Raw genomic sequence first — 20,747 nt, forward strand, 5'->3', positions numbered from 1 at the left:
CGGATGAACACCATGCACGCGAACCTTTCCACGCCCCCGGTCCTTCTTGCCGCCGCGGTCACGGCCGGCTATGCCGGCCGGACCATCCTGCAATCGCTCGATCTCGCCGTGCGACGCGGCGAGATCTATGCCCTGCTCGGCGCCAACGGTGCCGGCAAGACCACCACGCTGAGCCTGTTCCTGGGCTTCGTGCGCCCGCGAGCCGGCCGGCTCGAGGTCGATGGCATCGACCCGGCGTCCGACCCCGAAGGCGCACGCCGGCGCATCGCCTACATCCCGGAGAACGTGGCGCTCTACGAGCATCTGAGTGCACGCGAGAACCTGGCTTACTTGCTCGACCTGGCCGGCCAGAGGCCCGGCCAGGCTGCGCTCGATGGCGCCCTGCAGAGGGCCGGGCTCGATGCGGCTGCCATGGGCCGAAGGGTTGCGGGCTTTTCCAAGGGCATGCGCCAGAAGGTGGCGATCGCGCTGGCACTGGCACGCGAGGTACCGGCGTTGCTGCTCGACGAGCCCACCTCCGGCCTGGACCCGCAAGCCACCGGCGAGTTCCACCGATTGCTGGAGCTGCTGCGTGGCAATGGCGTCGCCACACTCATGGTGACGCACGACCTGCTGAGTGCGACAGACATGGCGGACCGGATCGGATTCATCGCCGATGGCCGCCTGATCGAGGAGGTGGCCGCCACGGGCGGCGAGCGTTTCGATGTACGAGGCCTCTACCGGCGCTACATGGGCGAGGTGCCCCGATGAGCGCGGTGCCTTGCATCGCGCGCGAAGAATGGCGGCTCATGCTGCGCGACCGGATCGCAGTGCTGGGCTTTGCCCTGCTGGTGTTGCTCGGCCTGATCGCCGCCTTGAGCGCCTTCGAGCACCGGCGTGCCACGAGCGAGGCACGCGCGCACTACCAGTCTCAGGTGAACCGGGAGTTCGATGCCCAGCCCGATCGTCATCCACATCGGATGGTTCACTACGGGCAGTTCGTGTTCCGGCCGCTCAACCCGTGGGCTGCGTTCGACGCCGGCATCGATGCCTACACCGGGCACACGCTGTTTCTTGAAGGGCATCGGCAGAACAGTGCCAATTTCGGCGATGTCCGGCAGTCTTCGCTGTTGCTGCGCTTCGGGCAGTTGACGCCGGCGTTCGTGCTGCAACTGCTCGCACCGCTGCTGCTCGTCTTCGTCGGGCATGGGGTGGTGGCGCGCGAGCGCGAGGGCGGCACGCTGCGCATTCTGCTGGCGCAGGGGGTGAAGGCGCGGGACCTCGTGCTCGGCAAGCTGCTGGCCATGGCGGAGGTCGCCGGGCTGGTGCTGCTGCCGGCCGCCGCTGCCCTGGCGTGGATCGGTACCCGGCCGGGCGTGCCGATGGCGCCCGGCCTTCTGCTGTTGGTCGGCCATGGCGCCTGGCTGATGCTCTGGGCCGCTGGGGTGGTGCTGGTGTCGAGCATCGTGCGGCGTCCTCGCGACGCGCTGCTGGCGCTGCTCGCGCTCTGGACCGTGGCCCTGGTGCTGATGCCCCGCATCGTCCCGGATGCGGTGAATGCCGCGCTGCCGCTGGCGACCCGCTTCGAGACCGACATCGCGGTGGCGCGCGAGTTGGCTGCGCTCGGCGACAGCCACGACCCCGACGACCCGTACTTCTCCGAATTCCGCCGCAAGCTGCTGCAGCAGCACGGGGTGAACCGGGTGGAAGACCTGCCCCTGAACTACAAGGGCCTGGTCGCGTTGGAAGGCGAACGGCTGACCAGCGAGCTCTTCGAGCGCCATGCGGAGGCATCGTTCGGCCTGCAGGAGCGCCAGAGCCGCCTCGTCGATCGGCTGGGCATCGTCGATCCGGCAATCGCCTTGCGGCGCCTGTCGATGACCGCGGCCGGCACCGACCTGGACAGCTATCGGCGCTTCAGCGAGCAGGGCGAGCGCTATCGATTCGCGCTGGTGCAGTCGCTCAACCGCTTGCAGGCCGAGAAGCTGAGCTATGCCGACGATCGCAATCCGGCACGCCAGAACCGCGTGGATCGATCGTCCTGGCACGACTTGCCGGACTTCCGCCATGAACCCGAACCCACGGCCGCGATGCTGCGGCGCGCGCTGCCGGCCATGGCTGTGCTGCTGCTCTGGCTGGCGGGCGCAGCCTTGTTGCTGCCGGTGGCCGCATCCCGCCTCGGGAGGGTCGACCGATGAGTTGGCTCGCCCATGAATGGCGCCTGCTGGCGCGCTCCAGGATCTGCGGGTTCGCGCTGCTGCTGCTCCTTGCCATCACCTCGGCCTCGGTCGCGTGCGGCCTGCATGAAATCCGCCGGCAGCAGGAAAGCATCGAACGGCTCGGCGCGCTCAACGACACCGAGCTGGCCAGGCTCGCCAACCGTCATGCAAGGGGCGAGAGCGCCGGCTATGCCGCCTACTACAGCTTCCACCACACCTGGGATGCACCTTCGGTGTCGGCCTTCGCGGCCCTGGGCCTGCGCGACGTGGCCCCCTACGCGCTGCGGGTGCGGGCGCTGGGGCTTCAGGCCCAGTTGCACGAGGGCGAAACCTTCAACCCCGAAATGGCGCTGCCCGGAAAGTTCGACTTCGCCTTCGTCCTGATCTACATCGCGCCCTTGATCCTCATCGCCCTGCTGCACGATCTGGTGTCTTCCGAGAGGCAGTCGGGCCGGCTGCGCATGCTGCTCGCCATGTCAGGCGCGCGCGGCTCGCCGTGGCTGCGGCGCGTCGGCTTGCGCTTCGCCCTGGTGCTCGCCTGCATGGCGCTGCCGCTGCTGGCCGGCGCGCTGTGGTCGGGCGTGTCCGCGGGCGTGCTGGCCGCGATGCTGTCGATCGTGGCAGGGTATCTGGCTTTCTGGACCGGGCTGGCGTTCTTCGTGGCGACCGTGGGCATGCGATCGACCACGAATGCGACCTTGTTGATGGGGCTGTGGGCTTTGCTGACGCTGGCACTGCCCGCGCTGGCGAATGTGGGCGTGACACGGATGGCACCGGTGCAGCAGGGTGTCGACCTGATGCTGGCGCAGCGCCAGGACATCCATGCCGCCTGGGATCGGCCGAGGGACGCGACCATGGCGGCCTTCTTCCAGACGCACCCCGAGTGGAAAGACACGTCGCCGCTGCCGTGGGGCTTTCACTGGAAGTGGTACTACGCCTTCCAGCAACTCGGCGACGAGCGTGTGGCCGACCAGGCCAAGGCGTATCGCGACGGCCTGTTGCGCCGGCAGCGTTGGACGCGGCGCCTAGGCGACTTCCTGCCCGGTGTCGGCGCCCAGGCCGCCCTGCATCGATTGGCGGACACCGACCTCGAGGCACAGCTGGCATTCCAGGACCGGATCACGGCCTTTCATGGTGAAGTGCGCCGCTTCTACTACCCCTACGTATTCGACGAGGTGGCTTTCACGCGCGAGGACTTCCTGAAGGCACCGCGCTTCAGGCTCACCGAACGCGCCGCCGATGCGGCGCCGGATGCCACGTGGTCGATCTGGCTTCTGGCCCTGGTGCTGTTCGTGGCGAGCATTCGAGCGGCAAGGCGGATCGGGTAGCCAGCTGTCCGCCCGGGGGCGTGGCGGGGTCCCGGCCTATCCATGACAATTGCGCCTCCATACCAACGCCCCGAAAGCCACCGTGGCCGAACGTTCACCCAAGACAAGCAAGATCCCCGACCTGCCGCCACCGGTCCAGCGTGGGACTCGCCAGCGGGCGGCCATCCGGGCCGTGGTCGCCGAGTCGCCCAGGCCGTTGCTTCCCACGGAGATCCAGGAGCGTGCGCAGCTGGCGGTTGCGGGGCTAGCGCTCGCGACGATCTACCGCAACCTCAAGCTGCTGGTCGAGGAAAACGAAGTCCGCATCGTTGAACTCCCTGGAGAGGCGCCGCGCTTCGAGTCGGCACATCGGGGCCACCATCATCATTTCCAGTGCCGCACTTGCGAGCGCGTGTTCGACGTGCACGAGTGTCCCGGTGACTTTGCCGGCCTGGCGCCCAAGGGCTTCAAGGTCGAGGCGCACGAGCTGACGCTCTACGGTCTGTGTGCCGACTGCGGCAAACTGGCGCGCCAGCCCGTTCCGAAGGCCGGCTCGAAACAGCATTGAATCGAGTGCGCCGACCGCGGCCTGGATCAGGAGAGCTTGGTGCGTCTCGCGAAGGCGACGACATCTGCCAGTTCCGCCACATGGTCCGCGAGTTGGCCGGCCAATGCCTCAAGCTTCTTGCGGCCCGCCGGCGTCAGGTGAACCTCCACCAGACGCCGGTCGCTGGTGCTCTGCTTGCGCTTCACGAGGCCAGCTTCTTCGCAGCGCGAGACCAGCGCCACGACACCGTGCGCCTGGGCCTGCAATCTCTCGGCGATCTCGCTGATCGAGGCCCATTCGCGCCCTGGGAAGCCCTGCGTGTGGAGCAGCACCTGGTACTGGAGAACGGTGATGCCTTCCTCGCGCGCCGCGTCTTCGCTGAAGCGCAGAAAGCTGCGCAGCCTGAACCTGAAGTCGGACAGGGCCTCGAAGCGTTGCTTGTCGATGGGGCCTCGTTGGGTTGGCATTTTTGAGTCTGGGGTGAAGGGCCGGCTGCATCGAATGTAGCAGTGACCTTCAATGACGAGGGTATTTACTCATGATGTGAGGTATTTAACCTCATACTATGAGTAATCTGACTGGAGCCTGACGGACGCACGTCGGACCGTCGGCAGGACCACGTTCTGCTCCGCCGGAGCCCGCGCATCGCGCGGGTGCCTTGGCAATGCCGAGCCCATTGTTCAACCCGCAAGCCATCTCCCATGCAAATCAAGAGCAAGAAGAACTTCGTCTCCGGCCTCATGTTCGCCTGCGTCGGCGCAGCGTTCTCGCTGGGCGCCACCACCTACAACGTCGGCAGTGCCGCCCGCATGGGCCCGGGCTACTTCCCGCTGATCGTCGGCGCCCTGCTGGCGCTGCTGGGCACGGTGGTGGTGCTCGGCTCTCTCACGCCGAAGCGCACGGGCGACGGCGAACCGATCGGCAAGATCGCCTGGAAGCCGCTCGGTTTCATCATCGGCGCCAACGTGCTGTTCGGCATCCTGCTTGCGGGCCTGCGCAGCGTGGGCCTGCCGGCCATGGGGCTGATCTTCGCGATCTATGCGCTCGTGGTCGTTGCCTGCATGGCGGGCGCCAACTTCAGCATGAAGCTGGCCTTGATCCTGGCGACCGTGCTGGCGATCGGCAGTTACCTCACCTTCATCGTCGGCCTGAAGCTGCAGTTTCAGGTGTGGCCGACCTTCATCGTCGGCTGAAGACCGGACATCACCCATGAACGACCTGATCAACAACCTCTCGATCGGCTTCGCCACGGCGGTGACGCTGCAGAACCTTGCCTATGCCTTCATCGGCTGCCTGCTGGGCACGCTGATCGGCGTGCTGCCGGGCATCGGCCCGACGGCCACCATCGCGATGCTGCTGCCGGCCACCTATGCGCTGCCGCCGGTGGCGGCGCTCATCATGCTCGCCGGCATCTACTACGGCTCCCAGTACGGCGGGTCGACCACCGCGATCCTTGTCAATCTTCCGGGCGAATCGTCCTCCGTCGTGACCGTGATCGACGGCCACCAGATGGCCAAGCAGGGGCGAGGAGGGCCGGCGCTGGCCGCTGCGGGACTCGGCTCGTTCTTCGCCGGTTGCGTGGGCACGCTGATCCTCGCCGCCTTCGCGCCGCCGCTGACCGAGATCGCCTTCAAGTTCGGCCCCGCCGAGTACTTCTCGCTGATGATCCTCGGCCTCATCGGCGCCGTGGTGCTGGCATCAGGCTCGCTGATCAAGGCCATCTGCATGATCCTGCTCGGCCTGCTCCTCGGGCTCGTGGGCACCGATGTCAACTCCGGCGTGGCCCGCTTCACCTTCGACATTCCCGAGCTCACCGACGGCCTCGGCTTCATCGCCATCGCGATGGGCGTGTTCGGCTACGGCGAGATCATCGCGAACCTGGCGCGGCCCGAGGAAGAGCGCGAAGTGTTCACCGCCAAGGTGTCGGGCCTGTTCCCGACCAAGGAAGACTTCAAGCGCATGCTGCCCGCCGTGCTGCGAGGCACCGCGCTAGGCTCCTCGCTGGGCATCCTGCCCGGTGGCGGCGCCTTGCTGTCCGCCTTCGCGGCCTACACGCTGGAGAAGAAGATCAAGCTGCAGCCCGGCGAGGTGCCGTTCGGCAAGGGCAACATCCGCGGCGTGGCCGGTCCCGAGGCGGCCAACAACGCCGGTGCGCAGACCTCCTTCATTCCGATGCTGACGCTCGGCATTCCGCCCAATCCGGTGATGGCGCTGATGGTCGGCGCCATGACCATCCACAACATCCAGCCCGGCCCGCAGGTGATGACCAGCAACCCGGAACTGTTCTGGGGCCTGATCGCCTCGATGTGGATCGGCAACCTGATGCTGGTGATCCTGAACCTGCCCCTGATCGGGCTGTGGATCAAGCTGCTGACCATTCCGTACCGCTGGCTGTTCCCGGCGATCGTGCTGTTCTGCGCCATCGGCGTCTACTCGACCAACAACAACGTCTTCGACATCTGGCTGGTGGCGATCTTCGGGGTGGTGGGCTATGCCTTCATCAAGCTGGGATGCGAGCCGGCGGCGCTGCTGCTCGGCTTGATCCTCGGCCCGATGATGGAGGAGAACCTGCGGCGGGCGCTGTTGCTGTCGCGCGGCGACTGGAGCGTGTTCGTCACGCGTCCGATCTCGATGGGATTGCTCATTGCCGCCGTGCTGTTGATGGTGATCGTCCTCTCGCCCTCGATCCGGTCGAAGCGCGAGGAGGCCTTTGTCGAAGAGGTGGGATAGCAGATTGTTCCGATGTCGAGGCGGACGCCCAATCGCTGGAAACTTGCGAGAGCAGTGCCGCGTCGATGAGCGCCAATTCACCTTCAGGCAGCCTTGCAACCCGCTCAGCCTCAGCAGGTGAAAGGTCGGGGTCATTCGTCTCGTCGTCGTTCATCTTGCCAAATCACTGGATTGGGGAAGGGGTTGGATGTCCGCTTATGGCCCGCAGGCGGTCGTTGCCCATCATCGGGTGGCTCAATCAGCGACCGGTCATTGCCACCTTCCATGACACAAGCTGCGGTCCCTGGTTGTTGCACATCCACCGCTCAACCCCTGGCTCCGGGCCGTCTCCAGCAGCGCGATCGTCTGGTCATTCAGCAGCCTCGGTCACGCCTCGACCTCGACGCCCAGCAGGTGCAGCAGGTCGGTCTTGTTGGCTTCGAGCACCGGGTCCGACATCTTGCGCGGCCGCGACGCATGCAGCACCAGGTCGGACACGATATGGCCCTTGTCGAGCACCAGGACGCGATCCGCGAGCAGCAGCGCCTCGTCGACGTCGTGCGTCACCAGCAGCACGGTGGGTCGATGACGCTGCCATAGATCGAGGACCAGCCGGTGCATGGTGAGCCGGGTGAGCGCATCGAGCGCGCCGAAGGGCTCGTCGAGCAAGAGCAGGGCGGGCTCGCGCGCGAGCGCCCGTGCCAGCGACACGCGCTGTGCCTGCCCGCCGGAGAGCGTCTGCGGCCAGGCCTGCGCCTTGTCGGCCAGCCCGACTTCCTGCAGTGCCGCGATGCCGCGCTCGCGCGGGTCCCCGCCATCGACGTTGAGCACCACGTTGCGCCAGACGCGAAGCCAGGGAAAAAGCCGGGGCTCCTGGAAGGCCACGGCCACCGAGGCCGGCACCTGCAGGCGCTGCGCTTCCTGTCCGCCATCCAGGCCCGCGAGGATGCGCAGCAGCGTCGACTTGCCCGAGCCGCTGCGCCCCAGCAGGGCGACGAACTGTCCTGGCTCGATGTCCAGTGAAAGGTCGCGCAGCACCGGCTGGGCGTCGCCGAAGCGGCGCGTCAACCCGCGCAACTGGACGCGGCGATCACTGGGCGGCGACATTCAGCGTTCTTCCGTTGACCTCGATCGGCTGAGGCGACAACCCGTGCTTCGCATAGAAGTCGGCCACTTCCTGAAACTCGCGCAGCAAGGTGTCGTCCGCCGGTACCAGGGTCGATGGCGGAACCTGGCGGATGATGTCCGCGACCGCCTTCGGCACGCCTTGCTTCTCGTTGAGATCGGCCACGCGGCCCGGCGCCGCCTGTACCGCCTCCGCCTCCTTGCGGAGGGCCTCGTACACCGCCTTCACGAGTTCCGGGTGGGCCTCGGCGAAGGCGCGGGTGGTCACGTGCACATTGCGGTTGAGCGATCCGATGTCCGCGCCGTACGCGATCACGCGCGCCCCGGGCTCGGCCTGGCCGGCCGCGAAGAACTGCTCCCACACGGCCCAGGCATCCACGTGGCCCTGCGCGAAAGCCGTCGAGGCATCGGTCGGACCCAGGTAGACCACCGTGACCTTCTCGACCGGGATGTCGTGGCGTGCCAGGGCCAGGCGCAGCAGGTATTCGCCGGTGCCGCCCTTGTTGACCGCCACCTTCTTGCCGACCAGGCCCGGAATGGTCCGGATGCCGCTGGCGCCGGTCGCGACGATGCCTTGGTCCTTGCCCGAGCTCCTTTCTGCCGCGAAGACCACGAGGTCCTTGTCGGCCGTCGACGCCGCCAGGAACGACGTGGCGCTGCCGCTGCCGATGTCGATGGCGCCGCCGCGCAAGGCTTCGGCCGTGGGCACGTAGGCGGGGAAGGGCGGCTTCCATTGCACCGAACCGCCAGCAGCCTTGACCGCGGCCTCGATGCCTCCGCTTTGCTGGGCCAGCGTGAGGAAATTGAAGGCCTGCAGCGGCGCGATGCGCACAGTGCCTGCATGGCCGGCGACCGGCGCGGCTGCGGATTGCGCCGGCGCGCTGGCGGACCCTGGCGCAGGGTCGCGCGAGCAAGCGGCCAGCACGGCTGCAAGCATGCCCCCACCGATCAGCCCGAGGGCACGGCGGCGGCCGTGCGGAGGTGTTGCGTTCGTCATGCTTGCTTCTTCCATGCGGTATCCCTTTCCTTGGTCCATGCGGACGTGACGCCCTGTTCGACCGCGCGGTCGACGGGCAGATGCGGCAGCACCAGTTCGGCGAAGCGGTAAGCCTCTTCGAGCAGTGGCATGCCGGAGACGATCAGCACCTCGATGCCGGCGTCGCGGTAGTCCTGGATGCGTGCCAGCACTTGCTGCGGGCTGCCGACCAGTGCGGTGCCGGGTCCATGCCGTACCAGGCCGATGCCCGACCAGAGGTTCGGCGCGATCTCGAGTTCGCGCAGGTCGCGCGGCTTGCGGCCGCCATGCAGCGCGGACATCCGCTGTTGCCCGATCGAATCGATGCCGGCCACATAGGCCTGTGCACCGGCGATGGCCTGGTCGTCCATGTGGTCGTAAAGGTCCGCCGCCGCCTCCCAGGCCTTGGCCTCGGTCTCGCGCACGATCACGTACAGGCGGATGCCGAAGCGGATCTTGTCTGCGCGGCCATGCCTGGCCGCGAGCGCGCGGACCTCGCGGATCTTGTCCTGCGCCTGCTGCGGTGTCTCGCCCCAGGACAGGTAGGTGTCGATGTGCTTGGCCGCGACCTCGTGCGCCGCCGGGGACGAGCCGCCGAACCACAGCGGCGGCGCCGGCTTCTGGTAGGGCGGCAGCGGAATGCCGGCGTCGACGACGTGGATGTACTTGCCCTTGAAGGTCACGGTCTCGCCGCGCAGCAGCGCCTTCAGCACCGTGAGGTATTCGTCGGTGTACGCGTAGCGCTCGTCGTGGCTCAGGTGCACGCCGTACTGCGCCATCAGCTTGGCATCGCCGTTCACGATGTTCACGCGCAGGCGACCCTTCGAGAACTGGTCGAAGGTGGTGATCATCTTGCCCAGCAAGGTGGGAGACAGCAGCGGCGGATGTGCGGCGATCAGGTGCTGGAAGGTGTCGGTGAAGGGAATGAGCGAGGCGCCCTGCACCCAGGCGTCGTGCGATCCTGTGGCCAGCAGCGCACCGGTGTAGCCGAGGTGGTCCACGGCGCGCGCCAGCTGCTGGAAATAGGGGTAGGTGAGTTGCCTGGCGCCGTCGGCGCGCCAGGGATAGCGGCCATCGGGGCCGGTGAGATACCAGAGAACTTCCATGAGCGATCGATCCTTTGTTCGTTCAGTGCGTGCCACCGGCCGGGAACGCGGTGGTCACGGTGTCGCCGACGTCCAGCGGCGATGGGATGAGTCCGAAGCGCGCGAAGATGTCTGCATGCGTTTGCTGCTCGGCGGCAAATCCCACGCTCGGCACCTCGATGCCCCAGGGCCGAGCCAGCAGCGCGGGCAACCACTGCGCGGCGCTGTTGCCGTTGACGCCATCGAGCAGGTGTGCAGCCGCCTGCGGGTCGGCGGCGGTCAGGCGGTCGGTTTCGGCGATCGCATCCACCAGCGCCTGGACGGCCTCGGGATGCGAGCACACGACCTGCTGCGGCGCCCAGTACACCGAGCGGTTGGTGAAGGTCTGGCCGGGCTGCGCCAGCAGGCGCACGGGCACGATCGCCTCGATCTTCGAGAGCAAGGGGTCGGTGGCCACGATGGCATCGATCAGGCCGGCTTCGAAAGCATCGCGGGCCGTCGCCGGCAACAACTCCACGGCGTTGACCTGGTCCCATGCGAGGCCGGCGGCGTCGAGCTCCGCCGCCAGGAACTGGGTGTGCCACGAGACCGGCATCAACGCGATGCCGCGTCCTTCGAGGTCGGCCAGGCTGTGCAGCGACGAGTCGGCCCGCACCACCACGCCGCCTCGTTCGGGACGCGGCCCCGACATGCCGAACACCACGCCATGCAAGCCCTGTGCCTTGGCAAGGATCGGCGGCGTGGCACCGGTGCCTGCCAGCTGGAGGGCACCCAGCGCGATCAGCGGAATGGTCTGCGCGCCGGCACCATGGATGAAGAACTCGATGCCCCGCGACTGCAGCGAAGCGCGCAGCGCCGGCCGGCGGGCGAGCAGCGAGAGCGATGGGTTTTGCGGATGAGCGCCGACGATGAGAGGCATGGGATGGAGCTGTGGCAGCGATCGAGAAAAAAGGGGGCAGGGGATGGGCGGCGCGTTTCAGCCGACGTAGACGCGGCGCCACGAGAGCAGCAGCCGCTCCAGGATCCGCACCAGGTAGTCGGTCGCGAGGCCGAGCAGCGCGTACACCGCCACGCACACCAGCATGACGTCGGTGCGCACGAACTGGCGTGCATTGGTCAGCAGGAAGCCGATGCCGGAGTCGGCACCGACCGTCTCGGCAATGATCACCGCCACCCAGGCGAGCCCGAGCGCGAAGCGCAGGCCGACCAGCAGCGTGGGCAGTGCGGCGGGCAGCAGCACGCGCAGGGCGATGGCCAGGCGGCCCATGCGCGCAACCCTGGCGACCTCGACCAGCTTCACGTCGACGTTGCGGATGCCGCCGAAGGTGTTGATGTACAGGGGCACGGCGACGCCGAACGCGACCAGCAGAACCTTCGGTGTCTCGTCGATGCCGAACCAGAGGATGAAAAGGGGCACCAGTGCCGTGAACGGAATGGTGCGCAGCATCTGCATCGGCTTGTCGACGATGTCCTCGCCGAGCCGCGAGAAGCCGGCGAAGATGCCCGCCGCCACTCCGGCCATGCCGCCCAGGATGGCGCCTTGGACCACGCGCGACAGGCTGATCGCGAGCGCGTGCGGGAGCGAGCCGTCCTGCAGCATCGACCACGCCGTGGCGAGGAGCCGATCGGGCCCGGGCAGCGTGCGCGGGCTGAGCCAGCCAGCGGCCGAAGCGGCTTGCCAGGCGAGCAGCAAGGCGGCGGTCGACAACCAGCCTCGCAGAGCCCCCAGTCCAGGAGGCGGGCGCCGGCGACCGGCCCGGCGGCGCGTCGGGGCCGCGCCCGAAAAGAGGGTCGCGCTGTCTTCAATCATTCGCTGCCCGGGCTTCGAAGGTGGATCTGTGATGTCGATGTGTCATGGGTCAAACCAATGACGAGACTCTAGGGTTCAACCCTCTTGCCACCAAAGAAGGAAAACAGATATTCATATGACACGACTGCCCGGAGGTGACGGCGCCAAGCTCCTAGACTTCGGCGCGTGAAAGCCGAAAGCAGACAAGACCGCAAGAAGCCGATGCCTCGCTCCGACGCTGCACTGCGCCCGCTCAAGCCCAGCGACCTGGCATTCAAGTTCCGCGCGGGTGTCCCATGCCTGCTGCTCGTCGAAACCTTGGGCGAGTGGACTGGCCGCCGCTACGAACGCGTACGTAGCGGCGCGATGTGGATGGCCTGGCTGCGCAGGATGAAGCTCCCCGTGCCCGGGCTTCCGATCGGCGATGACGACCTGTCCGACATGCGCTCGCTGCGTGATGCCGTCTACCACACGGCCGAGTCGGTGCGTGCGTCGCGGTTGCCGCCGGTCGATGCCATCGCACAGATCAACGCCTGGGCCTGCCGCGCACCACCACCACGCCTGCTTGACGGCAGCGGCATGGCACTCGAGCCGCCCGCACACGTGGCGAACGCGCATGTTCTGGCCTTGCTGGCGCAGGACGCCATCGCGTTGTTCTCGAGCGAGGCTCGCGATCGAATCAAGATCTGCGCCAGTCCGACCTGTCCGGTGCTGTTCCTCGACCGCAGCCGGCGTGGGGATCGGTTGTGGTGCTCGTCCACCTGCGGCGCTCGCCTGGCCTCCGCGCGCTATCGACAGCGGTTTCTTCCGGCCTTGTCGGACAGCGTCTGACTGATCGCCGGCACGAGGGCGACGCCACCCAGTGGTTCCGGCGGGTGCTGCTCGTGCATGGACGAGGATCTGGAAAGTCAGGCAGGCTAATCGGGGGGAAGCCCGACGCAAGTGGGAAAGCCCGAAGATTCTCTGTGTTCACTTGAAGGCATGTGACCACCGCGCGATGTATGGCCCGCCGACGGCGGGGGCCTTGACTGCCGCAACCCGGAAGGCTCCGATGCGGCGAATTCCCAAGCGTGCTGAAATGAATCGACGATACCTTTTGATTCTGGCTGGCTGGCTTGCAGTCGGTCTTGGCGATCGTGGGCTGTGGCAAGCGCGGCCCGTCCGTCGTGGCGCTGGAATCCGATGCGCGTGTGCTGGCGCTGGGAGACAGCTTGACCGTCGGCTATGGCGCCACACCCGAGGAAGCGTGGCCCGCGCTGTTGGCCCAATCGACCGGCTGGCGGGTCGACAACGAAGGCGTCATTGGCGACACCTCCGTCGGTGCGTTGGAGCGACTTGAGGCATTGCTGGCGGCGAATCGGTACGACGCGGTGCTGGTCGGCATCGGCGGGAACGACATGCTTCGCGGCGCGCCGCAGCAGACGACCCCGGACAATCTTGCAGCCATTGTTCGCACGGCGCTGGCGCACACGCCTCACGTGGCTTTGATTGCGACGCCTGCACCCGAGCCGCTGCGCGCGACCCTCGGATCACTCGGCGATGCCGAGTTCTACCGCGTTGTTGCGCAGGCCGAAAAGGCGCTTCTGATTCCGGACGTGTACGCCACAGTTCTCTCGGATCCGGTTCTGCGATCGAACCGCATTCACGCGAATGCCAAAGGCTACGGGTGACGGTCGTGCCGAAGTCGCGTACCGGGGTCTGCACGGCGTCCGGATCTTCGTCGACGTCCGCCTCAATCGTTGTGTCGCCTTGCAGCGTGCCATCACCCGCTTCAAGAACATCGTCCAGATCATCTGCATCATGCGAATCGCTCTCAAGCCGGGGCGGGGCGCAGACCTCGTGCTTCGCCTACGCCGAGTGCTCCACCGCTGACAACCAGAGCACTCGTGCTGGAGCGTTGGCTCTCCGAGCGATCAGGAAGAAGGCGCCTCCGCTTCTGCGATGCTCACCCGAGGTGCCGCCCGTCGCCGACAAGGGCGGCTGGGACGTGAACGGGTTCCTGGTCGAGAGCTTGGTGCCCGCAGGGCCGCGAGCTTCCATGGGACTTTCTGCGAAGCTAGACAGCGGCTGAGGGGCGTCGGCGTCCGGGTCGCTATTGTCGAGAGCCATCATGCGCGCCGACCTTGCGGTTCGCGCCCGAACTGCGACCCATCACTAACGGCCTCGGGCGTGGTGAAGATCTGTCGATCCACTTCGGCACTGCCTCGGGCAGACCGCGAACCTGGCGATCAACCCGGCCCTGTACGCGAAGATGCCCTTCGACCCGCTGAAGGATTTCGCGCCGATCGCCTCGGTCGCCTCGCAGCCGGTGGTGCTGCTGGTGAATGCGTCGTCGCCGTACAAGACCCTGGCCGACGTGGTCGCCGCGTCGAAGGCCAAGCCCGAGTCGCTGCGCATCGGCCTGGCGGGCAACGGCACCGTCGGCCATCTGGCCGGCGAGATGCTCGAGCGCCGCGCCGCCATCCAGGTGCTGAACGTGCCGTACAAGGGCGCCGGGCCGGCGATGACCGACCTGCTGGGCAACCAGGTCGACCTGAACTTCGCCAACACGCCGGTCGCGATCCCGCAGCTGGTGGGCGGCAAGGTGCGCGCACTGGCCATCAGCTCGCCGCAGCGTCTGAAGAGCGTGCCGCAACTCGCCGCGGTGCCGACCGTCGCGGAGCTGGGCTACCCGGGCTTCGACGCCATCACCTGGACCGGCCTGGTGGCGCCCGCGGGCACGCCGCCGGCCGTGGTCGAGCGCATCAACAGCGAGGTGCAGAAGATCCTCAAGCGGCCGGATGTCATCGAGAAACTGGCACTTGAAGGCAGCACGGCCGCGGCCGAAGGCACGCCGAAGCAGTTCGCCGACTACATCCGCAGCGAGCACCAGAAGTGGGGCGCGCTGATCCGCGAAGCCAACATCAAGCTGGATTGAGATGAACCCCACCATCCTGGTCACGGCGCCCAAGCTGGCCAAGGCCGGCGCCGATCTGCTGGCGCAAGCCGGCGCGCGGGTCATCTACCTCCACGATCCCGACAGCGTGGAGGAAGTCGAACGCATCATGGCGACGGAACCCGTCGATGCGGTGATCTCGCGCACGGTGCAGCTCTCGGCCCGGGCCATCGCCGCCTGCCCGACCCTGAAGGTCATCTCCAAGCACGGCGTCGGCGTCAGCAACATCGATGTCGACGCCGCCACGGCACGCGGCATCCCGGTGTACGTGACGCCGGGTGCCAACGCGCAGTCGGTGGCCGAGATGACGCTGGGCCTGATGTTCGCCGCCGCGCGCCGCATCGGCTGGATGGACGCCGAACTGCACGCCGGCCGCTGGTCGCGCGCGCAGGATGGGGTCGAGCTACATGGCAAGACGCTGGGGCTGGTCGGCTTCGGCCAGATCGGCCAGCGCGTCGCCAGGGTGTGTCTCGCGCTCGGCATGGAGGTCGTGGCCTTCGACCCGGCGCTGGAAGGCGGCAGGAGCCCGGTCGAGCGCGTGCGGCTGATGCCGTCGCTGGAGGCCATGCTGCCCCTCGTAGACGTGCTGAGCCTGCACGTGCCGCTCAACCGACACACCCGCGGCCTGCTCGATGCGACCCGGTTCGCGGCGATGCGCCGCGGCGCCATCCTGGTCAACACCGCGCGCGGCGAAGTCGTCGACGAGTCGGCGCTGATCGCCGCGCTGCGCAGCGGCCAGCTGCATGCGGCCGGCCTCGACACCATGGCGATCGAGCCGCTGCCGGCCGACAGCCCGCTGGCCACGCTGGCCAACGTCGTGCTGACGCCGCATGTCGGCGGTTCCACGCCGGCCGCGCTCGCGGGCATGGCGAGCAGCGCCGCACGCAACGTGCTCGGCTGGCTTCGAGGCGCGCAGGTCGATCCGCTGGCCTGCGTCAATCCCCAGGTCTTTTCCTGATCCCCATCGTCTTCCGGAGATTCCCCATGAGCACCGAAACCGCCGTCCAATGGCCCGCCGGCTACCGCATCCATCCACGCGCCGAAGGCCCTGCGGCCGAGCTCGTGGCGGCCTTCCGCGACATCCCGGTCGCCGCGATCGGCGATGCGATGAGCCGCAACATCGGCACCATCGGCCTGCGCCAGTACCACGCCCGCCTCGACACCGTGCTGTGCGGGCCGGCGGTGACGGTGCGCGTGCGACCGGGCGACAACCTGATGATCCACAAGGCGCTGATGATGGTGCAGCCCGGCGACGTGCTGGTGATCGACGGCGGCGGCGACGTGTCGCAGGCCCTGGTCGGCGGCCTGATCCGCACCACCTGCATCTTCAGGCGCATTGCCGGCCTGGTGATCGACGGCGCGGTGCGCGACATCTGCGAATGGGCCGAGGAGGGCATGCCGATCTTCGCGCGCGGCCACACGCACCGGGGTCCCAGCAAGGACGGCCCCGGCGAGATCAACGTGCCGGTCTCCTGCGCCGGCCTCGCGGTGCTGCCGGGCGACCTGATCGTCGGCGATGCCGATGGCGTCATCGCGATTCCGGCGGCGGAGTGCGCCGACATCCTGGCGCGAAGCCGCGCGCATCTGGTGAAGGAAGCGAAGATCCGCGCCGACAACCAGGCCGGCAGGTCCGACCCGGAGCGCTTCGACGCGACGCTGCGCGCCAAGGGCCTGCCGGTGTGAGCGCCGCCATGGGTTCGCCACCACGCGGTCTCGAGGACTTCGCGGCGCCGAGTTCGTCGACGCCGGCCGGCGCCGGCGCGCAAGCGCTGCCGCGCCGGCTGCGCCGGCTGCGCCGGCTGCTGTCGCTGGACGATTTCGAGGCGGCGGCACGGCGCTTCCTGCCCGCGCCGATCTTCGCCTACGTCAGCGGCGGCTGCGAGACGAACCGTTCGCTGCGCGCCGATCGCAGCGCCTTCGAGGGCTTCGCCTGGGTGCCCCGGGTCCTGGCCGACACCTCGGGCCGTACGCTCGCCACATCGCTGTTTGGCCGGCAGTACGCGGCGCCCTTCGGCATCGCGCCGATGGGCATCAGCGCGCTGTCGGCCTACCGCGGCGACCTGGTGCAGGCGCAGGCCGCCGCGGCCACCAACGTGCCGATGATCCTGAGCGGCACCTCGCTGATCCCGATGGAGGAGGTGGTGCGCGCCAACCCTGCCGCCTGGTTCCAGGCCTACGTGCCCGGCGAGCCGGAGCGCATCCTCAAGCTGCTCGACCGGGTCGAGCGCGCCGGCTTCGGCACGCTCGTGGTCACGGTGGACACGCCGGTCTCGGGCAACCGCGAGAACAACATCCGCGCCGGCTTCTCGACCCCGCTGCGTCCGAGCCTGCGGCTGGCGCTCGAAGGCCTCAGGCACCCGGGATGGCTCTGCAAGACCGCGCTTCGCACGCTGCTGCTGCACGGCATGCCGCATTTCGAGAACTCGCAGGCCACGCGTGGCGCGCCGATCCTGTCGGCCAGCGTGCTGCGCGACTTCGGCGCTCGCGACCACCTCGACTGGCAGCATTTCGCGCTGATTCGCCGGCGCTGGAAGGGCCGGCTGGTGGTCAAGGGCATCCTCGATGCGCGCGACGCGCTGCAGGCGCGCGAGCACGGTGCCGACGGCGTCATCCTGTCGAACCATGGCGGCCGGCAGCTCGACGGCGCGGTGTCGCCGATGCAGGTGCTGCCGGGGGTGGTCGCCGCGCTCGGCGACGACTATCCCGTGATGATCGACAGCGGCTTTCGCCGCGGCAACGACGTGCTGCTGGCGCTGGCGCTGGGCGCGAAGTTCGTCTTCGTCGGCCGGCCGTTCAACTACGCGGGCGCGGTGGCGGGGCAGGCCGGGGTGGAACATGCCATCGGCATCCTGGCCTCGGAGATCCTGCGCAACATGGCGCTGATCGGCGTGCAGAGCCCGGCGGGCGTCTCGCGCGAGAACCTTTTCGCGCCATCGGCCTGTCAGTAAACTCGGCCGCATGACGCATGCGGCCCATCCCCTCCTGCTCGGCTGCATCGCCGACGACTTCACCGGCGCCACCGACCTGGCCAACAACCTGGTGCGCGCCGGCATGCGGGTGGTCCAGACCATCGGCGTGCCCGACGGCCCCCTGGACGCCGAGGTCGACGCGGTGGTGGTGGCGCTGAAGTCGCGCACCGTGCCGGCGGCGGACGCGGTGGCGCAATCGCTGGCCGCGCTGCATTGGCTGCAGGCGCAGGGCGCGCGCCAGATCTACTTCAAGTACTGCTCCACCTTCGACAGCACGCCGGCCGGCAACATCGGCCCGGTGACCGAGGCCCTGATGGATGCGCTGCAGTGCGACTTCACGATCGCCACGCCGGCCTTCCCCGACAACAAGCGCACCGTGTTCAAGGGCTACCTGTTCGCGGGCGATGTGCTGCTCAGCGAGAGCGGCATGCAGAATCATCCGCTGACGCCGATGACCGATGCCAACCTGGTGCGGGTGCTGCAGGCGCAGAGCCGGCGCAAGGTCGGGCTGATCGACCACGTCGCGGTGGCGCAAGGCGCGGCGGCGATTCGCGCCCGCATCGCGCAGTTGCGCGGCGAGGGCGTCGGCATCGCGATCGTCGATGCGGTCTCCAACGACGACCTGCTGCGCCTGGGTCCGGCACTGGCCGGCATGCCGCTGGTGACCGCGGGCTCCGGCGTCGCGATCGGCCTGCCGGCCAACTTCGGCATTGCGCCGTCGCAGGCCGCCAGCGCGCTGCCCGCGGCCGGCGGCCTGCGGGCGGTGGTCTCGGGCAGCTGCTCGCTGGCGACCAACCGCCAGGTGGCGAACTTCATTGCTGCGGGCCGGCCCGCGCTGGCGCTCGATCCGCTGCAGCTCGCGGCCGGCGCCGATGTCGTCGGCCAGGCCCTGGCCTGGGCCGAGCCGCTGTTGGGCGACGGGCCGGTGCTGGTCTATTCCACGGCCGACCCGTCGACCGTGAAGTCGGTGCAGGGCCGGCTCGGCGTCGAGGAGGCCGGCGCGATGGTCGAGCGCGCGATCGCCGCCATCGCGCGCGGCCTGGTGGAGCGCGGCGTGCGCCAGCTGGTGGTCGCCGGCGGCGAGACCTCCGGCGCCTGCGTGCAGGCGCTCGGCATCGCGCAGCTGCAGATCGGCGGCCAGATCGACCCCGGCGTGCCGTGGTGCCATGCGGCGAGCGCGGCGGCCGGCGGCTCGGGCCTGCACATCGCGCTCAAGTCCGGCAATTTCGGCAGCGACGATTTCTTCACCAAGGCCTTCGGCCAGCTGTGATGAACGAGCACCGCGCCCGCGAAGAGATCTGCCGTGTCGGCCGCAGCTTGTTCGAACGCGGCTATGTGCATGCCACCGCCGGCAACATCAGCATGCGCCTGGACGACGGCTTCCTGATCACGCCCACCGACGCCTGCCTGGGCTTCCTCGATCCGGGCAAGCTGGCGCGGCTCGACGCCGGCCTGCGCCAGACCCACGGCGACCGGGCCAGCAAGACCATCGCCCTGCATGCGCGCATCTATGCCGCGGCAAGCGGCTTCGATCCCGACACGCGCTGCGTGATCCACACCCACAGCAGCCACTGCGTGGCGCTCACGCTGCACGAGACCGGCGCCGAATTGCTGCCGGCCCTGACGCCCTATTTCGTGATGAAGGTCGGCCGTGTGCCGGTCATCCGCTATCACCGTCCGGGCGCGCCCGAAGCCGCTGCGCGGGTGGCCGAGGTCATCGGGCGCTACGGCGCGGCCGGCACGCCGATCCGCGCCGTGATGCTCGAGCGGCTCGGTCCCAACGTCTGGCACGACACGCCGGCCGCGGCGATGGCGGTGCTGGAGGAACTCGAGGAAACCGCCAGGCTCTGGCTGCTGGCGAACGGTCGCGCCGATCCGCCGACGCCACTCGGCGAAGCCGAGATCAACGAACTGCGGCGCAATTTCGGCGCCCGCTGGTAGCCGCCGCGCGGCGGCGGCGCTGCGCCGCTACGTCCCCAGCATGCCCCGGTGCAGGCGGATCGCCTCCGACACCATGCTGTTGAGGCCGGCGCCGCCCTCGCCGTCGATGTGCGCCAGCAAGGCGCGCCGCATCCGGGGCTCCCAGAACTTGCCCAGATGCTGGGCGACGCCTTCGAGCGCCTCCGGCCGGTCGGGCATGGCTTCGAAGAACTGGCCGATCTGGTTGGCCATGCGCACCAGGGCGTCAGTGTGCATGCTCGGCTCCGGCGGCGGATCCGAGCGACAGGCGATCGGAATGGCAATAGACGACCAGATCCTGCTGGCGCGCGAAGCCGACCAGCGTCATGCGCGCCCGCTGCGCGGTTGCGACCGCGAACGAGGTCGGCGCCGAGACCGCGGCCAGCAGCGAGACGCCGGCCATCGCGGTCTTCTGCACCATCTCGAAGCTGGCGCGGCTGGTCACGGCGATGAAGCCGGTCGATGCCTCGATGCCGTTCGCGGCCAGGGCGCCGATCAGCTTGTCGAGCGCGTTGTGGCGCCCGACGTCCTCGCGCAGCCACATGACCTCGCCCTCGGCCGAACACCAGGCCGCGGCGTGCACCGCGCCGGTCGCCTGCTGCAGCGTCTGCAGTTGGCAGAACTGCGACATCGCGCGGCCGATCGCCTCGCGGCGCCAGGTCGGTCCGCCAGGGAGCACCGGCAGGTTGCGGGCGACGTGCTCCAGGCTCTCGGTGCCGCAGAGGCCGCAGCCGGTGCGGCCGGTCAGGGTGCGCCGGCGCTCCTTCAGGCGCGCGAAAGGGCCGCCCGCGACTTCCAGGTGCAGCGTGATGCCGATCTCCGAGCGCTCCTCCTCGACCGCGAAAAGCTCGTGCGGCGCATCGAGGATGCCTTCGCTGAGCGAGAAGCCCAGCGCGAAGTCTTCCAGGTCCAGCGGGGTGGCGAGCATGACGGCATGCGAGACGCCGTTGTATTCGAGCGCCACCGGCACTTCGTCGGCAACCCAGTCCTGGACGGCGAACTGGCGCCCGGCCCGAACGCCCCGCACCGGCAGAGAGCGCGCGCCCTCGCAGAAGGCGAGGGCGTCGTTGCCGGCCTCGGCGGTGATGGTTTCCTCGGTCATGAGCATC

At 68.6% G+C, this 20,747-nt stretch carries 22 protein-coding genes; 14 read left to right on the plus strand and 8 right to left on the minus strand.

The features are described from left to right. Positions 1-3 precede the first annotated feature (3 nt). The 4 genes from QTI45_RS14675 to QTI45_RS14690 are packed head-to-tail and all read left to right on the plus strand — an operon-like array spanning position 4 to position 4,073. Positions 4-750 carry an ABC transporter ATP-binding protein gene (locus QTI45_RS14675; protein ID WP_286654876.1) on the plus strand — a complete coding sequence of 249 codons (747 nt, stop codon included), beginning with the start codon at positions 4-6 and terminating at the stop codon, positions 748-750. Next, entirely contained in the window at positions 747-2,177 is a 1,431-nt protein-coding gene (locus QTI45_RS14680; RefSeq protein WP_286654877.1) for a DUF3526 domain-containing protein, read from the plus strand. Before QTI45_RS14675 ends, QTI45_RS14680 begins: the two co-directional genes overlap by 4 nt. Continuing rightward, positions 2,174-3,526, plus strand: a complete 1,353-nt coding sequence (locus QTI45_RS14685) for an ABC transporter permease (RefSeq protein ID WP_286654878.1) — start codon at positions 2,174-2,176, stop codon at positions 3,524-3,526. The genes QTI45_RS14680 and QTI45_RS14685 overlap by 4 nt, the downstream gene beginning before the upstream one ends. Before the next feature lie 49 nt (positions 3,527-3,575). Then, entirely contained in the window at positions 3,576-4,073 is a 498-nt protein-coding gene (locus QTI45_RS14690) for a Fur family transcriptional regulator (protein WP_353621307.1), read from the plus strand. Positions 4,074-4,099: 26 nt separating this feature from the next. Here the strand turns inward: QTI45_RS14690 and QTI45_RS14695 are convergent, their stop codons facing one another. Next, on the minus strand, positions 4,100-4,519 hold the full coding sequence (locus QTI45_RS14695) for a MarR family winged helix-turn-helix transcriptional regulator (RefSeq protein ID WP_286654879.1): 420 nt from the start codon (positions 4,517-4,519) through the stop codon (positions 4,100-4,102). 234 nt (positions 4,520-4,753) lie between these two features. Between QTI45_RS14695 and QTI45_RS14700 the strand changes: the two genes are divergently transcribed. Together QTI45_RS14700 and QTI45_RS14705 are read left to right on the plus strand one after the other, a co-directional pair. After that, positions 4,754-5,245: a tripartite tricarboxylate transporter TctB family protein gene (locus QTI45_RS14700; RefSeq protein ID WP_286654880.1), complete on the plus strand. Its 492-nt coding sequence runs from the start codon at positions 4,754-4,756 to the stop codon at positions 5,243-5,245. Between the two features lie 16 nt (positions 5,246-5,261). Then, the gene (locus QTI45_RS14705; protein WP_286654881.1) at positions 5,262-6,782 is read left to right on the plus strand and encodes a tripartite tricarboxylate transporter permease; all 1,521 of its coding nucleotides are present in this window, start codon (positions 5,262-5,264) and stop codon (positions 6,780-6,782) included. A 366-nt stretch (positions 6,783-7,148) separates the two neighbouring features. Here QTI45_RS14705 and QTI45_RS14710 read toward each other — a convergent pair whose 3' ends face one another. From QTI45_RS14710 to QTI45_RS14730, 5 genes are read right to left on the minus strand one after another with little or no spacing between them, the layout of a single operon-like run. Beyond that, entirely contained in the window at positions 7,149-7,868 is a 720-nt protein-coding gene (locus tag QTI45_RS14710; RefSeq protein ID WP_286654882.1) for an ABC transporter ATP-binding protein, read from the minus strand. Continuing rightward, the gene (locus QTI45_RS14715; RefSeq protein WP_286654883.1) at positions 7,852-8,883 is read right to left on the minus strand and encodes an ABC transporter substrate-binding protein; all 1,032 of its coding nucleotides are present in this window, start codon (positions 8,881-8,883) and stop codon (positions 7,852-7,854) included. Before QTI45_RS14715 ends, QTI45_RS14710 begins: the two co-directional genes overlap by 17 nt. Continuing rightward, entirely contained in the window at positions 8,880-10,007 is a 1,128-nt protein-coding gene (locus tag QTI45_RS14720; RefSeq protein ID WP_286654884.1) for an LLM class flavin-dependent oxidoreductase, read from the minus strand. The genes QTI45_RS14715 and QTI45_RS14720 overlap by 4 nt, the downstream gene beginning before the upstream one ends. A 22-nt stretch (positions 10,008-10,029) precedes the next feature. After that, positions 10,030-10,905 (minus strand): ABC transporter substrate-binding protein, encoded by an 876-nt coding sequence (locus QTI45_RS14725; RefSeq protein WP_286654885.1) that lies wholly within the window; start codon positions 10,903-10,905, stop codon positions 10,030-10,032. A gap of 57 nt (positions 10,906-10,962) precedes the next feature. After that, complete coding sequence (locus tag QTI45_RS14730; protein ID WP_286654886.1) at positions 10,963-11,694, minus strand: ABC transporter permease subunit; 732 nt, start codon at positions 11,692-11,694, stop codon at positions 10,963-10,965. A gap of 267 nt (positions 11,695-11,961) precedes the next feature. Here QTI45_RS14730 and QTI45_RS14735 point away from each other — a divergent pair, with 267 nt between their 5' ends. From QTI45_RS14735 to QTI45_RS14770, 8 genes are all read left to right on the plus strand, one after another. Next, positions 11,962-12,606 (plus strand): CGNR zinc finger domain-containing protein, encoded by a 645-nt coding sequence (locus QTI45_RS14735; protein ID WP_286654887.1) that lies wholly within the window; start codon positions 11,962-11,964, stop codon positions 12,604-12,606. A gap of 305 nt (positions 12,607-12,911) precedes the next feature. After that, positions 12,912-13,445, plus strand: coding sequence for a GDSL-type esterase/lipase family protein (locus tag QTI45_RS14740; RefSeq protein ID WP_286655131.1), 534 nt, complete (start codon positions 12,912-12,914; stop codon positions 13,443-13,445). A 557-nt stretch (positions 13,446-14,002) separates the two neighbouring features. Next, positions 14,003-14,692, plus strand: coding sequence for a Bug family tripartite tricarboxylate transporter substrate binding protein (locus QTI45_RS14745; RefSeq protein WP_286655132.1), 690 nt, complete (start codon positions 14,003-14,005; stop codon positions 14,690-14,692). A gap of 1 nt (position 14,693) precedes the next feature. Continuing rightward, on the plus strand, positions 14,694-15,668 hold the full coding sequence (locus tag QTI45_RS14750; protein ID WP_286654888.1) for a hydroxyacid dehydrogenase: 975 nt from the start codon (positions 14,694-14,696) through the stop codon (positions 15,666-15,668). Between the two features lie 26 nt (positions 15,669-15,694). Continuing rightward, positions 15,695-16,393, plus strand: coding sequence for an RraA family protein (locus QTI45_RS14755; protein WP_286654889.1), 699 nt, complete (start codon positions 15,695-15,697; stop codon positions 16,391-16,393). A gap of 8 nt (positions 16,394-16,401) precedes the next feature. After that, complete coding sequence (locus QTI45_RS14760) at positions 16,402-17,658, plus strand: alpha-hydroxy acid oxidase (RefSeq protein ID WP_286654890.1); 1,257 nt, start codon at positions 16,402-16,404, stop codon at positions 17,656-17,658. A gap of 10 nt (positions 17,659-17,668) precedes the next feature. Further along, a complete protein-coding gene (gene otnK, locus QTI45_RS14765; RefSeq protein ID WP_286654891.1) occupies positions 17,669-18,949 on the plus strand; it encodes a 3-oxo-tetronate kinase in 1,281 nt (426 codons plus the stop codon). Further along, positions 18,949-19,620 (plus strand): class II aldolase/adducin family protein, encoded by a 672-nt coding sequence (locus tag QTI45_RS14770; RefSeq protein ID WP_286370806.1) that lies wholly within the window; start codon positions 18,949-18,951, stop codon positions 19,618-19,620. Before otnK ends, QTI45_RS14770 begins: the two co-directional genes overlap by 1 nt. A 27-nt stretch (positions 19,621-19,647) precedes the next feature. Here the strand turns inward: QTI45_RS14770 and QTI45_RS14775 are convergent, their stop codons facing one another. Next, positions 19,648-19,875: a formate dehydrogenase subunit delta gene (locus QTI45_RS14775; protein ID WP_286654892.1), complete on the minus strand. Its 228-nt coding sequence runs from the start codon at positions 19,873-19,875 to the stop codon at positions 19,648-19,650. Next, positions 19,865-20,740: a formate dehydrogenase accessory sulfurtransferase FdhD gene (gene fdhD, locus QTI45_RS14780; protein ID WP_286654893.1), complete on the minus strand. Its 876-nt coding sequence runs from the start codon at positions 20,738-20,740 to the stop codon at positions 19,865-19,867. The genes QTI45_RS14775 and fdhD overlap by 11 nt, the downstream gene beginning before the upstream one ends. Between the last annotated feature and the right edge of the window lie 7 nt (positions 20,741-20,747).

The sequence above is a fragment of the Variovorax saccharolyticus genome (assembly GCF_030316765.1).
In the GTDB taxonomy this organism is placed as follows: Bacteria; Pseudomonadota; Gammaproteobacteria; order Burkholderiales; family Burkholderiaceae_C; genus Variovorax; species Variovorax saccharolyticus.